This window comes from Streptomyces sp. NPDC020996 (genome assembly GCF_040641355.1).
Taxonomy (GTDB): Bacteria; Actinomycetota; Actinomycetes; order Streptomycetales; family Streptomycetaceae; genus Streptomyces.
In genome coordinates this window covers 75,880-98,612 of record NZ_JBFADM010000028.1, presented here as the reverse complement: position 1 = coordinate 98,612, position 22,733 = coordinate 75,880, and the positions used below count along the sequence as shown (strand labels likewise).

At 72.7% G+C, this 22,733-nt stretch carries 20 protein-coding genes; 12 read left to right on the top strand and 8 right to left on the bottom strand.

The genetic code is table 11. The features are described from left to right. Positions 1-201 precede the first annotated feature (201 nt). From AB0G63_RS20445 to AB0G63_RS20430, 4 genes are read left to right on the top strand one after another with little or no spacing between them, the layout of a single operon-like run. Positions 202-1,113: a sugar ABC transporter permease gene (locus AB0G63_RS20445; protein WP_360752000.1), complete on the top strand. Its 912-nt coding sequence runs from the start codon at positions 202-204 to the stop codon at positions 1,111-1,113. Next, entirely contained in the window at positions 1,110-2,012 is a 903-nt protein-coding gene (locus tag AB0G63_RS20440; protein WP_360751997.1) for a carbohydrate ABC transporter permease, read from the top strand. Before AB0G63_RS20445 ends, AB0G63_RS20440 begins: the two co-directional genes overlap by 4 nt. 2 nt (positions 2,013-2,014) lie before the next feature. Further along, entirely contained in the window at positions 2,015-3,733 is a 1,719-nt protein-coding gene (locus AB0G63_RS20435) for a hypothetical protein (RefSeq protein ID WP_360751995.1), read from the top strand. 47 nt (positions 3,734-3,780) lie between these two features. Then, positions 3,781-5,616, top strand: a complete 1,836-nt coding sequence (locus tag AB0G63_RS20430) for a hypothetical protein (protein WP_360751992.1) — start codon at positions 3,781-3,783, stop codon at positions 5,614-5,616. A 41-nt stretch (positions 5,617-5,657) separates the two neighbouring features. Here AB0G63_RS20430 and AB0G63_RS20425 read toward each other — a convergent pair whose 3' ends face one another. Further along, entirely contained in the window at positions 5,658-6,308 is a 651-nt protein-coding gene (locus AB0G63_RS20425) for a nucleoside/nucleotide kinase family protein (protein ID WP_360751990.1), read from the bottom strand. Positions 6,309-6,462: 154 nt separating this feature from the next. On the opposite strand from AB0G63_RS20425, the gene AB0G63_RS20420 reads away from it, so the two are divergent. Together AB0G63_RS20420 and AB0G63_RS20415 are read left to right on the top strand one after the other, a co-directional pair. Beyond that, entirely contained in the window at positions 6,463-7,203 is a 741-nt protein-coding gene (locus AB0G63_RS20420) for a beta-phosphoglucomutase family hydrolase (RefSeq protein WP_360751987.1), read from the top strand. Further along, positions 7,200-9,542 (top strand): glycosyl hydrolase family 65 protein, encoded by a 2,343-nt coding sequence (locus AB0G63_RS20415; protein ID WP_360751984.1) that lies wholly within the window; start codon positions 7,200-7,202, stop codon positions 9,540-9,542. Before AB0G63_RS20420 ends, AB0G63_RS20415 begins: the two co-directional genes overlap by 4 nt. A 72-nt stretch (positions 9,543-9,614) precedes the next feature. Here the strand turns inward: AB0G63_RS20415 and AB0G63_RS20410 are convergent, their stop codons facing one another. Together AB0G63_RS20410 and AB0G63_RS20405 are read right to left on the bottom strand one after the other, a co-directional pair. Continuing rightward, positions 9,615-10,574 (bottom strand): hypothetical protein, encoded by a 960-nt coding sequence (locus tag AB0G63_RS20410; RefSeq protein ID WP_360751981.1) that lies wholly within the window; start codon positions 10,572-10,574, stop codon positions 9,615-9,617. Positions 10,575-10,585: 11 nt separating this feature from the next. Further along, entirely contained in the window at positions 10,586-12,061 is a 1,476-nt protein-coding gene (locus AB0G63_RS20405) for an APC family permease (protein ID WP_360751979.1), read from the bottom strand. A gap of 330 nt (positions 12,062-12,391) precedes the next feature. Here AB0G63_RS20405 and AB0G63_RS20400 point away from each other — a divergent pair, with 330 nt between their 5' ends. Then, positions 12,392-12,892 (top strand): DUF5709 domain-containing protein, encoded by a 501-nt coding sequence (locus tag AB0G63_RS20400; RefSeq protein WP_360751977.1) that lies wholly within the window; start codon positions 12,392-12,394, stop codon positions 12,890-12,892. 127 nt (positions 12,893-13,019) lie between these two features. Here AB0G63_RS20400 and sthA read toward each other — a convergent pair whose 3' ends face one another. Together sthA and AB0G63_RS20390 are read right to left on the bottom strand one after the other, a co-directional pair. After that, positions 13,020-14,423, bottom strand: a complete 1,404-nt coding sequence (gene sthA / locus AB0G63_RS20395) for a Si-specific NAD(P)(+) transhydrogenase (protein WP_360751974.1) — start codon at positions 14,421-14,423, stop codon at positions 13,020-13,022. Positions 14,424-14,579: 156 nt separating this feature from the next. Then, positions 14,580-14,786 carry a hypothetical protein gene (locus AB0G63_RS20390; protein WP_324788233.1) on the bottom strand — a complete coding sequence of 69 codons (207 nt, stop codon included), beginning with the start codon at positions 14,784-14,786 and terminating at the stop codon, positions 14,580-14,582. A gap of 411 nt (positions 14,787-15,197) precedes the next feature. Here AB0G63_RS20390 and AB0G63_RS20385 point away from each other — a divergent pair, with 411 nt between their 5' ends. Next, on the top strand, positions 15,198-16,106 hold the full coding sequence (locus tag AB0G63_RS20385) for a GNAT family N-acetyltransferase (protein ID WP_360751971.1): 909 nt from the start codon (positions 15,198-15,200) through the stop codon (positions 16,104-16,106). A gap of 516 nt (positions 16,107-16,622) precedes the next feature. On the opposite strand, the gene AB0G63_RS20380 is transcribed toward AB0G63_RS20385, so the two are convergent. Both AB0G63_RS20380 and AB0G63_RS20375 read right to left on the bottom strand, forming a co-directional pair. Further along, positions 16,623-17,516, bottom strand: coding sequence for a Gfo/Idh/MocA family oxidoreductase (locus AB0G63_RS20380; protein WP_360752013.1), 894 nt, complete (start codon positions 17,514-17,516; stop codon positions 16,623-16,625). Between the two features lie 310 nt (positions 17,517-17,826). Beyond that, a complete protein-coding gene (locus AB0G63_RS20375) occupies positions 17,827-18,048 on the bottom strand; it encodes a hypothetical protein (protein ID WP_360751968.1) in 222 nt (73 codons plus the stop codon). Positions 18,049-18,440: 392 nt separating this feature from the next. On the opposite strand from AB0G63_RS20375, the gene AB0G63_RS20370 reads away from it, so the two are divergent. Next, the gene (locus AB0G63_RS20370; RefSeq protein WP_360751966.1) at positions 18,441-19,298 is read left to right on the top strand and encodes an aldo/keto reductase; all 858 of its coding nucleotides are present in this window, start codon (positions 18,441-18,443) and stop codon (positions 19,296-19,298) included. A gap of 85 nt (positions 19,299-19,383) precedes the next feature. Further along, positions 19,384-21,153: an ABC transporter ATP-binding protein gene (locus AB0G63_RS20365; RefSeq protein ID WP_360751964.1), complete on the top strand. Its 1,770-nt coding sequence runs from the start codon at positions 19,384-19,386 to the stop codon at positions 21,151-21,153. 26 nt (positions 21,154-21,179) lie between these two features. On the opposite strand, the gene AB0G63_RS20360 is transcribed toward AB0G63_RS20365, so the two are convergent. Then, entirely contained in the window at positions 21,180-21,569 is a 390-nt protein-coding gene (locus tag AB0G63_RS20360) for a hypothetical protein (protein ID WP_360751962.1), read from the bottom strand. Positions 21,570-21,737: 168 nt separating this feature from the next. Here AB0G63_RS20360 and AB0G63_RS20355 point away from each other — a divergent pair, with 168 nt between their 5' ends. Beyond that, positions 21,738-21,977: a DUF5133 domain-containing protein gene (locus AB0G63_RS20355; protein ID WP_360751959.1), complete on the top strand. Its 240-nt coding sequence runs from the start codon at positions 21,738-21,740 to the stop codon at positions 21,975-21,977. 537 nt (positions 21,978-22,514) lie between these two features. Then, positions 22,515-22,730, top strand: coding sequence for a hypothetical protein (locus AB0G63_RS20350; RefSeq protein WP_360751957.1), 216 nt, complete (start codon positions 22,515-22,517; stop codon positions 22,728-22,730). Positions 22,731-22,733 lie beyond the last annotated feature (3 nt).

The following is a 22,733-nucleotide window of genomic DNA, read 5'->3' as shown; positions in this document are numbered from 1 at the left end:
TCAACACTCTTCCCCTACCCCCCGCTCTTCCGATCTGGACAACAGCGGGGCCGGCAACACCCCCCCGGGCGGCGGCGCAGCGATGGCCCCCGGGCGGGGCGGCGGGCCGATACCCCGCCGCCCGGCCCTGGGCGCCCACGTGATGCCGGGCTCATGGCCCGAGCCCACAGGAACCCATTCCACCAGCACGGAGTCAGGAAGATGACAAAACGCGCCTCGGTCTTGTCCGCGAGCCCGCCCAGGAGACGCAGTAAGTACATTCTTGCGCCGCTCGTCCTCATCGCGGCCAATGTCGTGCTCTTCGCGCTGTTCTTCGTGTGGCCGGCGGTGATCGGGCTCGTCTACTCCTTCACGAACTACACGGGCGTGGGGGCGTTCCAGTTCGTCGGACTGGACAACTACCACAACCTGTTCGGCGACTCCACCTTCTACGACGCGCTGACGCGGACGCTGCTGTACGCGGTGCTCTTCGTACCGCTGAACTTCGCGCTCGCGCTGGCCGCCGCCAGCCTGGTGGTGAGCAAGCACGCGAAGGGCACGTCGGTCGCCCGCGTCATCTTCTTCATCCCGTGGCTGCTGTCGCCCATCGTCGTGGGTGTCCTGTGGCGGTGGCTGTTCGGTGAGAACTTCGGACTGGTCAACTACGTCATCGAGAAGCTCGGTGGAAGCGCCGTACCGTGGCAGTCGAACGCGGACCTGTCCCTGCTGGTGGTGGTGATGGCGGCATCGTGGGCCTGGACGGGTTTCTCGATGCTGCTGTTCATAGCGGCGATCAAGAACGTGCCCACCTCGTACTACGAGGCGGCCTCCCTCGACGGAGCGGGCCCCTGGCGGCAGTTCGTCAGCATCACCCTGCCGAGCATCGCGCCCACCTCGTTCATCGTCATCCTGCTCAACACGATCAACGCGATGAAGGAATACCCGGTGTTCGTGGCCCTCAACAACGGCGGACCCGGAACGTCGAACAACCTGCTCGTCCAGTACATCTATGAGACCGGCTTCAAACGGGGTCAGATCGGCTACGCGAGCGCCGCGTCATTCGTGCTCATGCTCATTCTGATGGCCGTCGCGATCATCCAGCTGATCGTCAACCGGCGGGTGGAGAACCGATGACAACCACAGACATTCCACGCCCTGTCGACGCCGGTCCCGGACGGGCCGTCGCCAAGAAGCGCCCCCGCGGAGCGGCCGGCGGCGGGCTCCGGCGGGCGGTGTCCGCGACGACCCTGCTGTGGATCCTCGCATGCCTGTACGGGCTGCCGGTGCTGTGGTTCATCCTCAGCTCACTCAAACCGGCCTCGGACCTGTTCTCGTATCCGCTGACGCTGGTTCCGCACAACCCCACCCTGTCGGGTTACCTCACGGCGTGGCGCAGTGCCAACTTCTCCCAGTACTTCGTCAACACGACCCTCGTGTGCGTGATCACGACGATCCTCACGGTGGGTGTCAGCTGCTGCACCGGTTACGCGCTGGCCAAGTACGACAACAAGTGGCTCAAGGCGTTCTTCATCTGCATCCTGGCCACCACCATGCTGCCGTCCGAGGTCATGCTCGCCCCGGAGTTCCTGGTCGTCCGCAACCTCGGCCTCTACAACTCCTTCGCGGGCATCGTCCTGCCGGCCGTGCTCACCGCGACCGGATGCTTCATGTTCCGCCAGTTCTTCCTGACGGTTCCCGACGAACTCGTGGAGGCCGCGCGCATCGACGGCGCCCGCGAACTGTCGATCTTCCTGCGGATCATGGTGCCGCTGTCCCGGCCGATCATGCTGACCCTCGCCATCCTGTCCTTCCAGTGGCGGTGGAACGACTACATCTGGCCGCTGCTGATGCTCAACGACCCGAACAAGTTCACCGTGCAGATCGGCATCCAGAGCATCGTCGGCGCGCAGAACATCAACTGGTCGGTCCTGCTCGGCGCGTCGGTCATCTCCATGATCCCGCTGATCGCCATCTTCCTGGTCTTCCAGCGCTACGTCATGGGCGCCGACATCAACGCCGGACTGAAGGACTGACCGTGCCCACCCCGCTCGACCACGAGTTCGTCCGCGCGGCGGCCCGCGCCGCCGACCGGTCGGCCGTCCCGCTGACGGCCGGCCCCGACGAGGAACCCGCCGGGGCGCCCCACCGCGCCCTGGCGCGCCGGGTGAAGACGCTGGTCGCGGCCTACCGTTCCCCGGACTCGGCACTGCACGGCAGCGAGCGGGCCGTGGCCGCCGCGATGACCCACCTCCGCGCCCTGCGGGCCGCGCAGACACCCACCGGCCTCTTCGCCGGCGGCGACAACGTGCAGTCACCCCCCGACTCGGCGTTCACCGTCAACGACGTGTGCGACGCGCACGTCCTCGCCGCCGGCGCCGGGCCGGAACTGCGCGACGTCACGGCCGCGCTCGCCGAGATCGCCCGTGCCGCCACCGGCAGCCTTCTGACCGGCGGGGTGCACACCCCCAACCACCGCTGGGAGCTGTGCGCGGCGCTGGCCCGGCTGCACCGGTCCTTCCCCGACGACCGGCTGCCCGCCCGGGTCGAGGAGTGGCTCGGCGAGGGCGTCGACATCGACGCGGAGGGCCTGTACTCGGAACGCAGCGCCAACTACGCGGCCCACGTGTCCAACCCGTCGCTGCTGCTGCTGGCCGACGTTCTCGGCCGCGCCGACCTGCTGGACGCCGTCGAACGCAACCTCGCCACGACCCTGGACCTCATCAGGCCGGACGCGACGGTGGAGACCGTCCACTCGCGACGGCAGGACCAGAACCACCCGTTCCCGCTCGCGCCCTACCTGCCGCACTACCGGCTGCTCGCGATCCGCACCGGCCGGGGCGACTTCAGCCGGGCGGCGCGGCTGGCGGCCGCCGACGGCATCGACGACCCCGGCCTGCTCGCCGAGACCCTCCTCACCCCGGACCTGTGCCACGTCCTGCCGCCCCCGGCCGCGGAGCGACTCCCACGCGACCGGTACATCGCCTCCGCACGCCTGGCCGCACACGCCTCGCCCGGCGTGCACACCGTGGTGTACGGCGGCTCCGACGTGCCCGAGCACCGGCGCATCCGTTCGGGCCTCGCCTGCAATCCCACGTTCCTGCGCCTGTTCGCCGGCGGCGCCGTCCTCGACGCGGTCCGGCTCTCCCGGGGCTTCTTCGACCTCGGCCCCTTCCGCGCCGCCGACATGCACCGGCTCACCGACACCCGTTACCGGCTCACCGAAACCCTCACGGCCGCCTACTACCAGCCGCTCCCGCCGGGCCTGCGGCGGGACGACGGCGCCTACCTGATGGCTGACGAGGGGCGCTTCTCGGCCGCGATGGCCTTCCCGGACCGGCCCCGGGACGAGGTCTCGCACACGACCCGCGTGGAGGTGGACCTGAGGGAGGACGGCGCCGACCTGCGGATCGACATCAGCGGACCGCCTGTGCCCTGGGCCCTCGAACTGACCTTCCGGCCGGGCGGCGTGCCGGAGGGCGCCGTACCGATCGGCGACGGACGCTGGTGCCTGACGACCGGGCCGATGACCTACCGGGCCGGCGAGGACGAGATCCGGGCCGAGGTCCGCGTCGAGGCCGGCGAACCGCTCGCCGGGCCGGACCGCGGCGACGTCCTGCGCTACGACCCCGGCCAGGACCACACCGTGGTGGGCGGCACCGACGCGACGGCCGGGAACCGCGTCTACGTCGGCGGCCAGGGCCCGCACACACTGACCGTCGCGCTGCGCGCCCACCGGCCCGCACCCGTCGGGTGACCCCGACCCCACGCCATGGCCACATCCGGCATGAAGGGCTGATCCCCGTGCACCTCCCACACCAGCGCGCCCCGCTGCACGACCTCCCCGACACCCCCGAGGCGTACGACGCCGTCCTCGCCGACGTCACCGAGCAAGCCCTGGCCCGGCTCACCCCCGAGGGCAGCCTCGAACACCCCGACTGCACCGACGACATCGGCGACACCTCCCTCGGCGTCACCTCGCTGCTGGCGCTCGCCTGGCAGCGCACCGAGGACCCCCGCCTGCCGGACGCGGTGCGCCGCAGCCTCGCCTTCCACCTGGACCAGCGGGTCTTCACCGAGGACAACCCCGGCTACCCCAACCTCAGGGTCCGCGACTCGGGCCTCCCGTACGCCCGGTACGTCCTCCAGGCGGGCGCCCACCCCATCGGCGACTGGCCGAGCACCGTGTGGGCGCTGCTTCAGGCGGTGAACGTCCTCGACCTGGCCGACGGTCTGGTGGACGACGACCAGCGGGGCAGGCTGCTCCAGGTGGCGCGCGGCTACTGGCGCTGGCTGACCGAGGCCACCTTCTTCAACCCGCAGGAGGCCGCCAACCAGGCGATCGGCTGCGTGGTGGGCGGCCTGATGCTGGCCCGCCACCTGCCGGACGCGGAGGGCGAGCGGGTCCGCGAACGCGCCCTCGGGCTCTACGCCGACGAGATCCGCGCCCACCGCGTGCGTGACCGGGGCGCCCTGCTGCCCCCCGAGCACGGCGGCGCCTACGACAACAACTACGGTCCGATCTCCCTGTCGTTCCTCGCCCAGGCGCACCGGGTCAGCGGCGAGGAGGTCTTCGCCGCCGACGGCGACGCCCTGGCCCGCTACATCGACGCCCGGCTCACCGGCGGCGGCTTCGACAACGGCGGCCCCCGCTACAGCGAGCAGCACTCCGCCTTCGAGTCCGTCCTCGGCCTGCGCTACTTCGGCGCCCGCATCGGAGCCGACCTGGGCCGCTACCGGGGCGACACACGGTGGGGGCGGCACGCGGTGAAGCCGGACGGCGGGATCGACGGCCACTTCGCGTGGATGCTGGTCTGGCAGATCCAGGACACGACGCGCTGGCACCGTACGCCGTCGACGGCGCCGGCCCGGCACCAGCTGCGGGCCGGCACGGTCTCGGTGGCCTTCGACGACCGGATGACCCCCTCCCTGGTCGAGGCGGACGGCACGTACTGGCTGGCGGCGGCCGTGAACCGCAGGCACGGGTTCGGCCCGGTCACCGACGGGTTCCTGCTGTGCCGCCCGATGGGGGAGGTCCGAGTCCGCGACGTGCGCGCCGACGGCCTGGCGGCCAAACTGGTGACCAAGCCGGTCGTCGGCCCCGACCAGGTGCTGCGCCATATCCGCTCCCTGTACGTCACGGACGGCAGCCGCCTGTGGACGGTGGTCGCGGTGGAGCGGCTGTCCGGGGCGCCGTACCTGCTGGCCGGGCTGCCGTACGCGGCCGACGACGGCGACCGGGTGCGCCGCACGGCCGACGGGGCCGTGGCCTCGGCGGGCGCGCTGCGGCTGACCCACCCCGGAACACCGGGTCCCGACCACTTCGACGCCCGAGCCGAACTCACCCAGGAGCAGGCGGCGTTCGCCCTGGCCGCCGACCCGCGCGGCTACGGCGACCCCGACGAGGGCTGGCGGCACCTGGTCGCCTCCAGCGCGCTGGAGGCCGGGCCTGCCCCGGGCGCCCCGGAGGACCTGAGCGTGTTCGCCGTTCAGTACGGCTCACGGGAGGCGTTCGCCCCGGTCTTCGAGCGGGACGGGGACGCCCTCACCGTCCGCGCGGACGCCTTCACCGCCGTGCTCGGCCCGGTGGCGGGCGACGCCCACGCGGAACCGGAACTGACCCTGCGCGCCACCGCGTGAAACCGGGTCCCGGGAACGGCGTCCCGGGACCCCGGCTCCGCTCAGGGCCGGTCCGCCCGCCCCGGAGCCCGCACCACCAGGTCCGCCCGCTCGCGCGTCGCCGCCACCAGTTCGGCGTTGCGCTGGTCCGAGCGCTCCACCCAGGCCACGGCCGCCTCGTGGTCCTTGCCGAACTCCTCGTGCCGGGCGACCAGCCGGCGCACCCGCTCGTCCTCGTCCAGTTCGCAGAACCACACCTCGTCCAGGTGCGGCCGCACCCGCGCCCACGCGCCCGTGTCCAGCAGCAGGTAGTTGCCCTCCGTCACCACCAGCCGGGCGGTCGGCGGCACCGGGATCGCGCCCGCGACCGGCTGCTCCAGGACCCGCTCGAAGCCCGGCGCGTAGACGACGTCCGTGGTGTCGTCCCGCAGCCGCCGCAGCAGCGCCGCGTACCCGGCGGCGTCGAAGGTGTCCGGCGCGCCCTTGCGGGCACGGCGGCCGAGCCGGTCCAGCTCGGCGTCGGCGAGGTGGAAGCCGTCCATGGGGACGTGCGCCACCCACGGCCTTCCGTCGCCGTTCAGCTCGCGGACCAGGTGCTCGGCGAGCGTCGTCTTGCCCGCGCCCGGGCTGCCGGTGATGCCGAGCACCGCACGGCGGCCCGCCCGGGGCAGGGCACGGGCACGGGCGAGGAGGTCGTCGAACGTCGTCGGCACACCCCAGAGTGTGCCACCGGCGCCGCGACCCGCCCGCGGCGCGTTGTGCCGTACCGACACATACCGGACCAACCGCGTGCTTCGGCCTGTTCCGCTGCGCACATGTGGCCGGAACCACCCGCTGCACCGGCCCCGATGGGGAAAGGTGTCCGGTATGACGCAGCTCGGTCTCCCCGAAGACATCCAGGCCTGCCTCTTCGACCTCGACGGGGTCGTGACCAAGACGGCGGTGGTGCACGCGGCCGCCTGGAAGGAGACGTTCGACGCCTTCCTGCGTGAGCGGGAGGGCGAGGGCTTCCGGCCGTTCGACGCCGGCGCCGACTACGACGAGTACGTCGACGGACGCCCCCGCGCCGACGGCGTGCGCACCTTCCTCGCCTCCCGCGGCATCGAACTGCCGGAGGGCCACCCCGACGACCCGCCGGACGCGCAGACCGTCAACGGCGTCGGCAACCGCAAGAACGTCCTGCTGCTGCAGCGGATCCGCACCCAGGGCGTCGAGGCCTACGACGGCACGCTGCGCTACATCCGGGCGGCGCGGGCGCGGGGCCTGAAGACCGCCATCGTCTCCTCCAGCGCCAACACCCGCGACGTGCTGCACTCGACCGGCATCGAGGACCTCTTCGACGTCCGCGTCGACGGCGTGGTGGCCGCCGAGCGGGGGCTGCCGGGCAAGCCGCGCCCCGACACCTTCCTCGCCGCCGCCCGTGACCTCGGCGTCGAGCCGTCGCGGGCGGCCGTCTTCGAGGACGCCCTGGCCGGCATGGACGCGGGCCGCTCCGGCCGCTTCGGCTACGTCGTCGGCGTCGACCGGGTCGGGCAGAGCGAGGCACTGTACGCCCACGGCGCCGACATCGTCGTCAAGGACCTCGCCGAGCTGGGAGGGCGTGCGTGATCACCCACCGGTCGTACACCGTCGAGCCGTGGTGCGTGCGCGAGACGGAACTGCACCTGGACGTCCTGGCCCAGAGCGAGTCGGTGTTCGCCCTGTCCAACGGGCACGTCGGCTGGCGCGGCAACCTCGACGAGGGCGAACCGCACGGCCTGCCCGGCAGCTACCTCAACGGCGTCCACGAACTGCACCCGCTGCCCTACGCCGAGGCCGGGTACGGCTACCCGGAGTCCGGCCAGAGCGTCATCAACGTCACCAACGGCAAGATCCTGCGGCTGCTCGTCGACGACGAGCCGTTCGACCTGCGCTACGGGCAGGTCGTCGCGCACGAACGCGTCCTCGACCTGCGCCGGGGCGTGCTGGAGCGCACCTGCGAGTGGACCTCGCCGGCCGGGTCGACGGTCCGGGTCCGCTCGACCCGGCTGGTGTCGCTGACCCAGCGGGCCGTGGCGGCAGTCGCCTACGAGGTGGAGGCGGTCGGCGACCGCTGCCGCGTGGTGATCCAGTCCGAGCTGGTCGCCAACGAGAGCCTGCCGGAGCCGGACGGCGACCCGCGCGCGGCGCGGGCGCTGACGTCGCCGCTGGAGCCGGAGGAGCACTTCGCCTCCCGCAACAAGCTGCGCCTGGTGCACCGCACCCGGCGCAGCGGCCTGCGCGTCGCCGTCGCCGCCGACCACACCGTCACCGGCCCGCCGCGGACCGCGACCAGCGGCGAGAGCGACGCCGACGTGGCCCGGCTGACCGTCACCGCCGTGCTGGAGCCCGGCCGACGGCTGCGCGTGGAGAAGCTCGTCGCCCACGGCTGGTCCGGCGTCCGCTCGCGGCCCGCGATGAGCGGCCAGGTGGAGGCGGCCCTGGCGGCGGCCGCGCACAGCGGCTGGGACGGCCTGCTCGCCGACCAGCGGGACTACCTGGACGACTTCTGGTCGCGCGCCGACGTCGAGGTGGACGGGGACGAGGAGATCCAGCAGGCCGCACGCTTCGCCCTCTTCCACGTCCTGCAGGCCGGCGCCCGCGCCGAACGGCGCGCGATACCCGCGAAGGGCCTGACCGGATCCGGCTACGACGGCCACGCCTTCTGGGACACCGAGACCTTCGTCCTGCCCCTGCTGACCTACACCGCCCCCGACGCCGTGGCCGAGGCGCTGCGCTGGCGGCACAACACCCTCGACGCCGCCCGCGAGCGCGCCGCCCAGCTCGGCCTGGACGGCGCCGCGTTCCCCTGGCGCACCATCGAGGGCTCGGAGGGGTCGGCGTACTGGCCCGCCGGGACCGCGGCCTTCCACGTCAACGCCGACATCGCCGACGCCGTGGTGCGCTACGTCGCGGCCACCGGCGACACCGGCTTCGAGCGCGAGACGGGCGTCGAACTGCTGGTGGAGACCGCCCGCCTGTGGCGCTCGCTCGGTCACCACGACGCGCACGGCACCTTCCACATCGACGGCGTCACCGGCCCCGACGAGTACAGCGCCGTCGTCGACGACAACACCTACACCAACCTCATGGCCCGGGCGAACCTGCTCGCGGCCGCCGACGCGGTCGAACGCCATCCGCAGCAGGCCGCCCGGCTCGGCGTCGACGAGGAGGAGTCCGCCGCCTGGCGGGACGCGGCCGAAGCCGTGCACCTGCCCTACAACGCCGATCTGGGCGTGCACGAACAGCATGCGGGCTTCACCCGCTACCAGCGCTGGGACTTCGAGAACACGGCCCCCGGGCAGTACCCGCTGATGCTGCACTTCCCCTACTTCGACCTGTACCGCAAGCAGGTCGTCAAACAGGCCGACCTCGTCCTGGCGATGTACCTGTGCGGCAGCCACTTCGACGACGAGCAGGTGGCCCGCAACTTCGCCTACTACGAGCCGCTGACCGTCCGCGACTCCTCACTGTCGGCCTGCGTCCAGGCCGTGATCGCCGCGCAGGCGGGCCATCTGCGGCTCGCCTACGACTACACGGTCGAGGCTGCGCTGATGGACCTGGCGGACCTGGAGCACAACACCCGCGACGGACTGCACATCGCCTCGCTGGCGGGCACCTGGACGGCCCTGGTGGCGGGCTTCGGCGGCCTGCGCCGCGACGGCGACAGCCTCGCGTTCGCGCCCCGGCTGCCCGAGAGGTTCAGCCGCCTCGCCTTCCACGTCCAGCTTCTCGGCAGCCGGCTGCGCGTGGAGATCGGCCCGGACAAGGCCGCGTACACGCTGCTGTCCGGCCCGTCCGTGTCGATCCGTCACCACGGCACACGGGTCAGGGTCAACGGCGACGGCCCGGCCGTGTGCCCGATGCCGCCGACGCCGGTGCGCCCGGCCCCCGCGCAGCCCCCGCACCGCGGACCGGGCGGGCGCTGACCCCGCGCCCGGATCCCGATACCGGGGAGGGCCGCGCCACCGGTGTGCGGCGCGGCCATCCCGGACCGTCGGTCAGGTGCGCAGCTTGGCCTCTTTGCGGAACTTGGCGAACTGCTGGTCCGGGTCGCCCGTGTACGACCAGGGGGTCCGTGTGGCACGCCGGCCGAGCATCCGCAGCAGAGCCGCCGAGATGTCCTGCACGCCCGCATGGCAGGCCGCGTGCGCCAGGTGGTTGAGGTCGCGCAGCTCGCCGGGCGCGATGGCCTCGTCGTCCCGGACCGACATCCAGCACTGCCAGGTGCGGCGCACGGCGCTGACCGCGCCCTCGTGGCTCCAGTGCTGTGCGTGGCCGACGGCGGACTGACCGCCGTCGACCGCGTCGAGGAGGTGGCGGTACTCCTCGACCCGCGCGTACTGCACCAGCACCGGCAGCGGGCAGCCGGGCGGCGCGACGCCCGCCGCGTCGTGGGCGAAGTCGTACATCAGACCGTGCGAACCGTGCCAGCGCGCCGAGTAGTAGTGCAGGACCTGCAGGTGGCCCTCCACGCTGTACGGGTCGCGCGCGTGCAACTCGTCCCACCAGCGCGCCAGCTCCTGCCGCCGCACCCCCGCCGGGTACAGCCGTGCCACGGAGATCAGGGAGACCCAGGGGGTGGGGTCGTCCGGCCAGGCCTCGGCGGCCTGCAGACAGGCCATCACCGCGGTGTCGATGCGCTGCTGGTCGATCGGCACGCCCCGGCCCGCGGCGATGGCCAGGTTGAACGCCCGCGCGGTCTCCGTCGCCGCCCGCAGCACCAGCGCGTCGGCGTTGCGGGGTTCGGCGGCCAGCCACGTCTCCACCGTCGAGTTCCCGGCGCAGGACTGTGCGAGCAGGCGGATCCGGTGACCCCGGGCCAGCCAGTCCGGTCCGGTGGCCCGCAGCAGCTCCCGCAGGCCCTGCCAGCGGCCGATGACGATGTCCTGACGGCTGGAGGTGAGGGAGGCGTCGCCGCAGTCGGGGTCGTAGTGGGGGGTGAAGCGTTCGCGCGCCATCTGGGTCTCCCTCAGAAGTCGGTGGGAAGACCTTCGTGGGCCCGGGTGCCCGCGGGCGCGTAGGCGTCGGGTACGACGTAGTCCGCTTCCACGGTGCGGGAGGCGTCCAGGCGGGCGGGCCGGTAGTAGTCGCTGCCCCGGCGCCAGTACCACAGCATCGGCACCAGGCCGGCGGCGAGTCCGCCGATGCCGATCCCGATGGCCGCGGTGCTCAGGTCGCCCAGCGACTCGACGAAGACCCAGAACATGAACCCGGCGCCGAACAGCGGCCACAGTCCGCCCAGCAGGAAGTTGGCCGGGGACTTGAGTAGCATCCTGCGGTACGCGACGACCACCGCGAGACCGGCCAGTCCGTAGTACACGGCGATCTGCAGGCCGATCGCCGAGATGGCGTCGGAGAGGATGTCGCCCACCGTGCCCAGGGCGTTGGAGGCCACCATCATCACCAGTGCCACCGCGCCGACCACCGTGATGGCCACCCAGGGGGTGTTCCAGGTGCGGTGCACCTTGCCCAGCGCGGACGGCATCGTGCGGTCGCGGCCCATCGCGAACAGCGAACGCGTGACCTGGATCAGCGTGGTCTCCAGGGTGGCGATGGTGGACAGCATCACCGACACGAGCAGCAGCTTGCCGCCCCAGCCCGGCCAGAGCTCCTCGCCGAGCACCGTCAGCACGTTGGCGTCGTTCTCCTCGATCTGCCGGGAGCTGAGGATGACGTTCACCGCGATGGTGAACACCTCGAAGAGCAGGAAGACGATGCCCACGCCGATCAGTCCCGCAAGGCCCGTGGTACGGCGGCTGTTGCGGGTCTCCTCGCTCAGGTTGCTGGTGACGTCCCAGCCCCAGTAGTAGAAGGCGGCGATGAGGGCGCCCGAGGCGAAACCGGTCATTCCGTCGAAGTGGGAGAAGCCCAGCCACGACCAGTCGAAGGGCCGCGCGTTGTCCGTGTGGAAGAGGGCGAGCACCGCGAACAGGCCCAGGATGGCGAGCTCGACACCGGACATGATCAGCTGTGCGCGGGCGGTGAGCCGGGCACCGCCGAGCACCACCAGCAGCATGACCAGGAACCACCCGGCGCCGACCGCCGTCGACAGCGCGGTGTTCCCGGCGAGATCGTCGTCGAACAGGGCCAGGGTCATCGAGCCGGCGGGCAGCGAGCCCGCCACCATGAAGATGGTGGTCGAGATCACCAGCGCCCAGCCGCTGATGAAGCCCAGGAACGGGTGGAGCGTGCGCCCCACCCACGAGTAACTGGCGCCCGCGTTCACGTCGATGCGGCTGAGGTAGCTGAAGGCCAGCGCGATGCCCAGCATGGGTATCGCGCAGTACAGCAGAGCCGCCGGGCTGGCCAGCCCTACCGCGCCGACGAGGACCGCGGTGGTCGCGGTCAGCGAGTACGCCGGGGCGCTGCCCGCGACGGCCATCACCACGGTGTCGAACGTGCCGAGGGCGTTGGCCTGGAGCCCTCTGCCCCTGTTGTTGCTCATCGTTGCGCTGCTTTCCGTCGTGCACGTCGCGAAGACGACCTGACCCCGACGTCGTCGGTGGGGTGGGGGGTACGCACTCCACGCACTCCTGACCCGTGAGGGTCGCCCTCGGGCCAAAAGCGGCGAAATGGCGTGGTGGATCCCGCCCGGTCGGTGCGTCGCCGGGCGATCACAGCGTGTGTGCGAGTGATGATAGCCCTCCTCGTCCCTCTGGCAACGCCCACCTCCTGAGTCACTCGGGGACGGGCGGGGTTGGACGGCGCGCTTCGGGAAACGCGGATCGGGACACCCGACGGATCCGATCAGGCGCAGTGCGCGAAGGAGACCACCATGAGCAGCGAGGAGACCGCCCCCGCGCCGATGGGCGACGACGCCTACCAGCCGACCGGGACCAACGAGGAGCAGGCGGACGCCGCGCCGCTCGACCTGCAGGACGCCGTCGACGAGCGGACCTACGACGACACCCTCGACGAGGGCTGGTCGCCGCCCGAGAGGCCGCTGGGCGTCACCAAGTACGGCACCACGGCGGCGGAGCAGCACGCGGGCGAGAGCCTCGACCAGCGGCTCGCCCAGGAGGTGCCGGACACCGGTGTGCCCGCCGGGGACGACGTCGGGGACCTGCCCGGGGGCGAGGGGGAGCCGACCGACCCGGAGGCGGGCGGCGACCGCGCCGGGCGTCTGGTCGCGCCGGACGAGGGAGCCCATGCGAACACCACGAAGGAGGAGGTCGCCTCCGACGTGGGCGTCGACGGCGGAGCCGCCGGCGCCGAGGAGGCCGCCGTCCACGTCGTCGACGACACGGCGTTGCCCGGCGCCGAGCGGGGCCGCTGACGCCGGGTTCCCCTGCGGGTCCTGAGTCCTTTCCCGCGGTCCCGTCCCGGTCGCTGAGTTTCCTTCAGCGGTCCGCTCCGGTCCCTGAGCCACCTCTCGCGGCCCCCCGGTCCCTCAGCCGCTTCCCTCAGTCTCCGAGGCGGTCGATGTGCCGCAGCTTGTTCGTGGCGTCCAGGGCGGCGACCTTGTAGGACTCCGCCAGCGTCGGGTAGTTGAAGACCGCGTCGACCAGGTAGTCGACGGTGCCGCCGCAGCCCATCACGGACTGCCCGATGTGGATCAGCTCGGTGGCCCCGGCGCCGAAGCAGTGCACGCCGAGCAGGGTGCGGTCCTCGGGTGAGACGAGCAGTTTCAGCATGCCGTGCGAGTCGCCGATGATCTGCCCGCGGGCCAGTTCCCGGTAGCGGGAGACACCCACCTCGAACGGCACCCGCTCCTCGGTGAGCCGGTCCTCGGTCCGGCCGACGAAGCTGATCTCCGGGATGGTGTAGATGCCGATCGGCTGCAGTTGGTGCATCCGCCCGGCCGGCTCCCCGCACGCGTGGTGGGCCGCGGCCCGGCCCTGCTCCATCGCGGTCGCGGCCAGCGCGGGGAAGCCGATGACGTCGCCGACGGCGTAGATGTGCGGAACGGCGGTGCGGTAGTGCTCGTCGACCGCGATCCGGCCGCGCGCGTCCGCCGTCAGGCCCGCCCTGCCGAGGTCGAGCTCGTCGGTCAGGCCCTGCCGGCCGGCCGAGTACATCACCGCGTCGGCCGGGATCTTCTTGCCGCTCTCCAGGACGGTGAGCGTGCCCCGCGAATGGCGTTCCACCGCGGCGACCGTCTCCCCGAAGCGGAACGTCACCGCCAGGTCCCTGAGATGGTACTTGAGCGACTCGACGATCTCGAGGTCGCACATGTCGAGCATGCCCGCGCGCTTCTCCACCACCGTCACCCTGCTGCCGAGCGCCGCGAACATGGAGGCGTACTCCATGCCGATGACGCCGGCGCCGACGATGACCATGGAGCGCGGCACGTGTTCGAGGGTGAGAACGTTGTCGGAGTCCATGATCGTGCGCCCGTCGAACTCCACGCTGTCGGGGCGGGCCGGCCGGGTGCCGGTGGCGATGACGATGTGCTCGGCGCTGATCAGCCGTTCGTCGCCGTTCACCTCGCGCAGCGCCACGGTGTGCGGGTCGGCGAAGCGGCCGGTGCCGGCGAAGAGGGCGACGTGGTTGCGGGAGAGCTGGCTGCGGATGACGTCGACCTCGCGTCCGACCACGTGCTGGGTGCGCGCGATCAGGTCGGCGACGGTGATGTCCTCCTTCAGCCGGTAGCTCTGCCCGTACAGATCCCGCTGGGTCAGGCCGGTGAGGTAGAGCACCGCCTCGCGCAGCGTCTTGGAGGGGATGGTGCCGGTGTGGATGGAGACCCCGCCGACCATGTCGGGGCGGTCGACGACGGCGACCCGGCGGCCGAGCTTGGCCGCGGCGATGGCGGCCTTCTGGCCGCCCGGGCCGGATCCTATGACGAGCATGTCGAAGTCGGGCACCTCAGGAGTCTGGCAGCCCCCAGGCACCCTCCGGAAGGGCGGACGGGCACCGAACCGGCGCCGCCCGCCACCGGCGCTCCGCGCCGCGTCACGCCCGTGGGCCCTGCGCTTCCCACGCCGGACCCGCGGGCGGGTGGGCGGGTGGGCGGACGCTGGTTACGGCAGCAGTTTGTCGAGGGCCGCGGGGCCCTCCGCGTCCAGCTTGCGCTGGGCCCACGCGAGGTTGCGCGGGTTGAGGTCCCTGCCCGCGGCAAGGACGACGTCCTCCGCCGACACATCGGTGCCGGTGCGGGCGTGAAGCAGGTCGTCCGGGGTGACGCCGTCCTCGGACGGCCCGGACGCTTCGGGCTGTGACGTCGACATGATCTCTGCTCCTCGAGTCCGGATCACTTCTTCGGGCCCGGTGCGGTCATCGGGTCCGCTACCACCATTGAACCCCCTTTGCCCACCCTGCATCCGGTACGGGCGTCGCTCAAGAGGCCCGGGGGCCCCGAAGGACGCCGGGTGAGGACTTGGGGCCGCTCGGCCCAGCCGTGCGGCCCCGGACAGCAGCGAGTACGTCCCGAGCGCGGCCGGAGAGCGCCGGTCGCGCGGAAATCCGCTGGACGCGGGGGAGCGGTGCTCCGTACTGTCGGGGGTCACGCCCAGGACCGGACGAAAGGAGGCGAGTGCCGTGCAGTCCACCCTCACCCAGCGCTCCCTCGCGGACGTCCCCGCGTGCATGGCCTGACCCGGCCGGGAGCGCTCCACGCAGCACGCATCCCGGAGGATCCCGTGACCGGACTGGTCATCCGTACGCTCGACGAGAACGACGCTCCGCTCTTCGACGCCCACCCGGACCCGCTCGGCGCCCGCGAGGCGCACCGGCTGACACGTCACCGCCCCGACTGGAAGCGCGTCGCCCTGCGCGACGGCACCGTCGTCGCCCGCGGCGCATGGTGGGGCGGCCCCGAGGACACGCGGCCGGTCAACATCAACTGGTTCGACGTCGCCGAGGGCGAGGAGGAGGCGGGGGCACGGCTCCTGCGCACCGCGCCCTGGCACGTCGACGACCTGGAACTGACGCTGCCCGCCCACTGGCGGGACGTACCGGCCCTGCGGACCGCCGCCGAGACGCGCTTCAGGGCCGCGCGCGCGGCCGGCTACGAGCTGCTGGCCGAGCGCTTCCTGTACCGCTGGACGCCGGAGTGCGGGCTGCCCGAGCGGCCGGGGCGGCTGCGGTTCGCGGCCGAGCCGGACGACGCGGTCTTCCTCGACGCGCTGCGCCGCATCCACTCGGCCACCCTCGACGCCCACGCCCTCAGGGCCGTCGCGCTCGGCGGCGTCGACCGGGCGGCGCGGGAGGAGCTCGACTTCTTCCACTGGCTGCCGTCACCCCGGCACTGGTGGCAGGTGGCGCGCACCCCCCGGGGAGACCCGGTCGGCATCCACATCCCCGCCCACAACCCCTCGGGCCCCTGCGTCGCCTTCATCGGGGTCCTGCCGGAACAGCGCGGACACGGCTACGCCTACGACCTTCTCGTGGAGTGCACCCGCTTCCTCGTGGAACAGGGCGCCGAGTTCGTCGCCGCGGCCACGGACCGGGCGAACACCCCCATGGCCGCCCACTTCGCCAGAGCGGGCTGTCCGGTCGTGCGGGAACGGGTCAACTTCCATCCCGCCGAGGCGGCTCTCGCCGGGTGACCGTCCTGCGCCCCGTGACAGCCCCGCGCGGGGTGGCGGAGCCCGTGCCGGGAGCGGTCCCCGTGCCCGGGTGGTACCTGCCGGGTGGCGGCTCCGCGCTCGGTGGCGTTCCTTGTGGGGTGGCGGCTCTGCGCTCGGTGGCGGTCTCTGCGGGGTGGCAGCCCTCGTGCCTGGTGGCGGTGTCTGCGCCGGGTGGCGGCTCTGCGCTCGGTGGTGGTTCCTGCGGGGTGGCAGCCCTCGTGCCTGGTGGCGGTGTCTGCGCCGGGTGGCGGAGCCCGTGCCGGGAGCGGTCCCCCGTGCCCGGGGTGGTACCTGCCGGGTGGCGGCTCCGCGCTCGGTGGCGGTCCCTGCGGGTGGTGGTCTCCGATGGGTGACGGCACCTGTGCCCCGCCCCGTAGCGGCCCCGCCGGGTGGTGGTCCCCGCCCGGTGTTGCTCCCCCTGGTGGGGTCCCTGCCGGGCGGTGGCCCCCTGGTGGGGTCCTTGCCGGGCGGTGGAGGCCGGGGGACGGGGCCCGGTCAGTCGTGGAGGGCCGACCGCCGCAGTACGTCCTCGGCCTCGGTGAGGATCTCCGTGACCCGCAGCCCGAACGCGGCGTCGCAGGGGTGCGGCCGCCCCGTGCGGGCAGCCGCGCACAGCGCGTCCGCGGCCCGTGTCAGCGACTCGACCACCGAGTGCGGGCTGTGCGGCAGCAGCGTCACCCCCGACTCGCCGCGCAGTTCGACGGCGGACCCCGCCGCCGCGGGCGGCGCCGTCAGGCTCAGGGCCAGTGTGCTGGACGCGCCCGAGGCGTGTTCCAGCACCACGTGGACGGTGTCCCCGGGACCGGGCGCCGCGGCCGACACCCTCCGTACGTCACCGAGCACCGGGAGCACGACGGACAGCGCGTGCGGGCCGACGTCCCACAGCGCGCCCTTCTCCCGCCGCCACGGCGAGGCCGCGAACGGGCTGTCGGTCGTGAAGACCGCGCCGAGCCACTGCGCCCGCGCGGTGAACCAGCCGCCGCGCTCGGCCTGTTCGGCGATCCATGCCTCCGGCTCCGGCTGGAAGCGGGTGGTGAAGAAGACGACCGAGGCCGTACCGGCCTCCCGCACGGCCTCGACGACCGCCCGGGCCTGATCGGCCGTCGTCGCCAGCGGCTTGTCCAGCAGCAGGTGGCAGCCGGCGCGGGCGGCCCGCACGGCCAGTTCCGCCTGCACGGCCGGGGGCAGCGCGACGGCCACCGCGTCCACCTCGGCGAGCAGGGCGTCCACGTCGTCGTAGGCGCGGGTGCGGTGACGGTCGGCCAGTTCCTTCGCGGCCTGCGGACGACGGCCCCACACGCCGACGAACTCCAGTTCCGGGTGCGTGGTGAGAGCGGGCGCGTGCGCCGTCTTCGCCCAGGGGCCGGTGCCGAGCAGTCCGATCCGCATTCCGTCGCCTCTCCACGTCGTCATGTCGTCACGTCGTCACGTCTTCACGTCTTCACTTCTTCACGTGTCCACGTGTCCACATCGCCAAGTCGTCATGTTCGCCGGGCCTTCCGGAGACCGGCCCGCACGACCCGTCCGCGATCGAGCTTCGCACACGCGTCCGCCCCGCGGGCAGCCCGCGAGCCGGAAGCGACGCGCGGCGAACCGCCGGGAAGCGCGAAGAAGGCCGCCCCGGTCCGGCAGGACCGGGGCGGCCGGGTGTCCGGGACCGCGCCCGCGGTGACCGGCGGGGCCGGCCGCGGCGGCCCGCTCAGGCCGCCCGGCGGTCCGTGGTGGCGGACTCGCCGACGAACGGCGCGACGTCGGCGCCGGCATGGGCCGCGTCACGGCTCGAGACCAGACGCAGATGCCTGCGCCGCCCGGCGTGCCGGCGGCGGGCCGGTGCCGGGTCGAGCAGGCGGTCCTCCAGACGGTCCATCAGCACGAGCATCCCGCACAGCGAGGGCAACAGCAGTACAGCGACGAATATCACGACGACAACCCCTTGGACCGGTGACGCAATCCGGGTGCTCGTATGCGCGCGGCTCATGGGCGGACCGCCTGTCAAGAATTGGTGATGATTCCGTGTCGATGTGTTCGTCGAGCTTGCCTCCACCGTCCTCTTGGATTCCAACGACCGCTCGTGGCAAGCCAATTGGGGCTCGTATGGCACGACAGGGCGGCGCCGGCCCCGACTCCGGCCCGTTCCGGAACCCGGCCCGGCCCCCATTCAGTGCCCGGGCTGCTGAATGCGTTCTCTTTCCTCTATTGGACCTTGGGCCGTCGGGCGGGTCAGGCTGGAGGGCGTGCTCCGATGCGCCGCGGTCGAACCACGGCGTGCCGGAGGCCCATCCGTCCGCGACAGCCCGAAGAGGTCACGAGCTCATGCACACCCGCCGCATCGGTGACGTCGAGGTCAGCGCGATCGGCCTGGGCGCGATGCCCATGTCGATCGAGGGGCGGCCGGACGAGGCGCGCTCCCTCGCCACCCTGCATGCCGCCCTCGACGTCGGCGTGACGCTGATCGACACCGCGGACGCCTACCACCGGGACGCCCACGAGGTCGGTCACAACGAGACCCTGATCGCCAAGGCCCTCGCCTCCCACGAGCGGGGCGAGGACGTCCTGGTCGCCACCAAGGGCGGCCATCTGCGCCCCGGCGACGGCAGCTGGACCGTCGACGGCAGCCCCCGCCACCTCAAGGAGGCCTGCGAGGCGTCCCTGCGCAGGCTGGGCGTCGAGGCCATCGGGCTCTACCAGTTCCACCGCCCCGACCCGCGCGTGCCGTACGCCGACTCCGTGGGCGCGCTGCGCGACCTGCTGGACGAGGGCAAGATCCGCATGGCGGGCATCTCCAACGCGAACCCCGACCAGATCCGGCAGGCCCGTGAGATCCTCGGCGGCCGGCTGGTGTCCGTGCAGAACCAGTTCTCCCCGGCCTTCCGCTCCAGCGAGCCGGAACTGCGGCTGTGCGACGAACTCGGCATCGCGTTCCTGCCCTGGAGCCCGCTCGGCGGCATCTCCCGGGCCCGCGAACTGGGTTCCGCCTACGCGTCGTTCGCCCGGATCGCCGAGGCCCACGGCGTGAGCCCGCAGCGGGTGTGCCTGGCCTGGATGCTCGCCAAGTCGCCGGTCGTCGTCCCGATCCCCGGATCGAGCCGCCCGGAGACGATCCGAGACTCCGTCGCCGCCGCCGACCTCGTCCTGAACGCCGGCGAACTCGCCGAACTCGACGCCGTCTGACGCTGCCTCGCGCGCACAGGCGTAGCTCCCCGCGACATGGGGAGAAAGCGCTTGCCGCCACAGGTCACCGGGGAGGAAACCGCCGATGGCATCGCCGTTGGAAAGACCGCTCGACCACCGCTACCGGGACGAACACCCGCTCCGCACGCTCGCCTACCTGCTGCGCGCCGACCGTCGCCGCCTCGTCGCCGCGGTCGGCGTCTTCACCGTCAAGCACAGCCCCGTCTGGCTGCTGCCGCTGATCACCGCGTCCATCGTCGACACCGTCGTACAGCACCAGCCGATCAGCAGGCTCTGGCTGAGCACCGGCGTCATCATGTTCATCCTGCTGGTCAACTACCCCCTGCACCTGCTGTACGTGCGGCTGCTGTACGGCAGCGTCCGGCGGATGGGAACCGCCCTGCGCTCCGCGCTGTGCACCCGGATGCAGCAGCTCTCGATCGGCTACCACTCGCGCGTCAGCGCAGGCGTGCTGCAGGCCAAGGTGGTCCGCGACGTCGAGACGGTCGAGCAGATGGTGCAGCAGACCGCGGAGACCGGGCTCGGCGCGATCACCGTGCTCACCGGCGGACTCGTCATCATCGGGGTGCGCACACCGGAGTTCCTCCCCGTCTTCCTCGTCGTCGTGCCCGCCGCCGCGCTCGTCGTGGCCCGTCTCAGGGCCCGGCTGCGCGCCCACAACGAGCACTTCCGCCACGAGGTCGAGACCCTGTCCTCGCGGGTGACCGAGATGACCCGGCTCATCCCGGTCACCCGCGCCCACGGCCTGGAGGGCAAGGCGCTGCGCCGCATGGACGGCACCCTGCACCGGCTGCTGACCTCCGGCATGCGGCTCGACCTCGTCAACGGCCGCTTCGGCTCGCTGGCCTGGGTGGTCCTCAACGTGGTCGGCGTCATGGTCCTGGCCGGCGCCGCCCTGGTGTCGTACTACGGCGTCTGGGGTGTCACGCCCGGCGACGTCGTGATGCTCAGCGCCTTCCTGACCACGCTCACCAACTCGACGACGACGCTGGCCGGCCTGGCCCCGGTCGTCACCAAGGGTCTGGAGTCGGTCCGTTCCGTGGGCGAGGTGCTGCAGGCGCCCGAACTCGAGGACAACGAGGGCAAGTCGGAACTCACCTCGCTGCGCGGCGCCGTCACCTTCGACGACGTCGGCTACGCCTACGGCGACGACGGGCGCTACGCCGTACGGGACTTCAGCCTCACCGTCGCGCCCGGCGAGACGATCGCGCTGGTCGGCGCGTCCGGCGCGGGCAAGTCCACGGTGCTCAACCTCGTCATCGGGTTCATCCGTCCGACGTCGGGCCGGCTGCTGCTGGACGGCACCGACATGAACACCCTCGACCTGCGCACCTACCGCAGGTTCGTCTCGGTGGTGCCGCAGGAGTCGATCCTCTTCGACGGCACGATCCGCGAGAACGTCGCCTACGGCATGGACGACGCCGACGAGGAGAAGGTGCGCGCCGCCCTGCGCGACGCGAACGCGCTGGAGTTCGTCGACCGGCTTCCGCAGGGCCTCGACACCCTCGTCGGTGAGCGCGGCGCCCGCCTGTCCGGCGGTCAGCGCCAGCGCCTGGCCATCGCCCGCGCCCTGATCAGGGACCCCAGGGTGCTGATCCTGGACGAGGCGACCTCGGCACTGGACACGCGTTCCGAAGCCCTGGTGCAGCAGGCGCTGGCCCGGCTGCTGCACGGGCGGACCACCTTCGTGGTGGCGCACCGGCTGTCCACGGTGCGCGGCGCGGACCGGATCGTGGTGATGGGCGACGGCCGGATCCTGGAGACCGGCACGCACGAGGAACTCCTGCGACGCGGTGGCGCCTACACGGCCCTGCACGGCGGACAGGTCGCCTGACGGGCGGACGGGCGGCCGCCCGCCCGTCAGGCGGCGCTGCTGCGCGGCACGCGGTGCCGGCACGTCGTGTCGTGGTCGGAGCCGAGGCTCGTCCACCAGCGTTCGCAGCACGCGGCGTCCAGCTCCTCGCGGACGATCGCGTCGGCGCCGGGACCGCCGGGACCGCTGGAGCCGCCGGGACCGCTGGAGCCGTAGGGGCCTCCCGGGCCGCCGGGCCGGGAGGGTTCGGCGGTCGCCCGGCACAGGTCGGTGACGACCGACTCGCGGACGACCCCGATCAGCGGGACGAGACTGGCGGCGGCGAACAGGAATCCGGCCCACAGCGGGCCGTGGCGGAACTCGAGGAGCGTGGTCCAGGCGAGCCCGCCGCTGGTGGCGAGGTAGAGGGCGCTGAGGAGGCGGCCTGAGCGGTTCATGGTCGGTCACCGTTCGTGCTCGGAGGATTGCCTTCTGCTCAACGCGCCAGGACGCGAGGGGAATCGGGTCGGAGGTGACATCGCGTCAATCGTGGCACTCGGTGCCAGGGGGACGCATGGTCCGGCCGTGTCCGGGAACACGAGCCGCAGACCAAGAAAGGGGCGCCCGTGCTCGTTCCGGATCCGAAGGCCGTCAGAACACTGCTCACCAGATACGCCACGCTGCGCATCGCGCAGGCGGAGCGGGAGAGCCCCGAGATCGCACGCGAGGTGCGCGTCGTGGGCGACCGGCTGTGCGCGATCACGGGCGCCGCGGACCTGGACGAGGCGATAGCCAGGGCCGACGCCCTGCTGCTCGCCTCCCGTCGGGCCGGCCGCGCGGACTGCGGGCTGCCGCTCGCCGTGTGAGGCGCGGGCGCCCTATTGCGCGCACGGAGCCGGAGCCGGCACGGGCTCCTTCCTGGCCCCGTCCGGGTGCCGCACGCCGTCCGCCGGGTCCGCTCCGGCGTCGGGCCGGGCCGTGCCCGCCCGCGGCTTCCCCGCGGATTGGCCGCCGCCTCGGCGACGGGTGGCCCGGGCGGCGGACGACTTGTGGCGTCCGTCACCCTGACCGCCGTGGCCGCCGGCATCCTGGTCGCCCGAGCCCTGCCCCGCCGGCACGCACTCCTCGGCCGACTCGGTGACGGGCAGTCGGCGGAGCGGGCGGACGCCGTGCAACTCGCCCCCTTCACGGGTGCGTTAGGCCTGCTCCGGGTCACCGTCACGGTGCCGGTGATCGTCCGGCCCGGCTCGACGGCCGGCGTGCGACGGACCCCGCGGCCCGGCCGCGCTCCCGAGCGGACGTCACCTCCTCCCGCCGAATCCGCCCTCCGACGTGGCCGCGGCGCCTAGACTCGGCACTCGTGCCCATGTGCGTGGGCAGCACTACGAAAGGCGCGTTGACGGGTGTTCCAGGAGTCCCCCATCTACGACAGACTCATCGCCGAGCGCGGCGACGTCCCCGCACAGACCCGCCGCGAGGCCGAACGGGTGAACCGGGAGCTGGAGTACGTCATGCGGCCCCTGCGGTCCTCCGCTTCCTTCGCGCCGGCCGATCGCCAGGCCGCCCCGGGGGCCGGCTGGCAGCGCACGGCCCTGCTGCCCGGCTCGCTGCCGCACTGACCG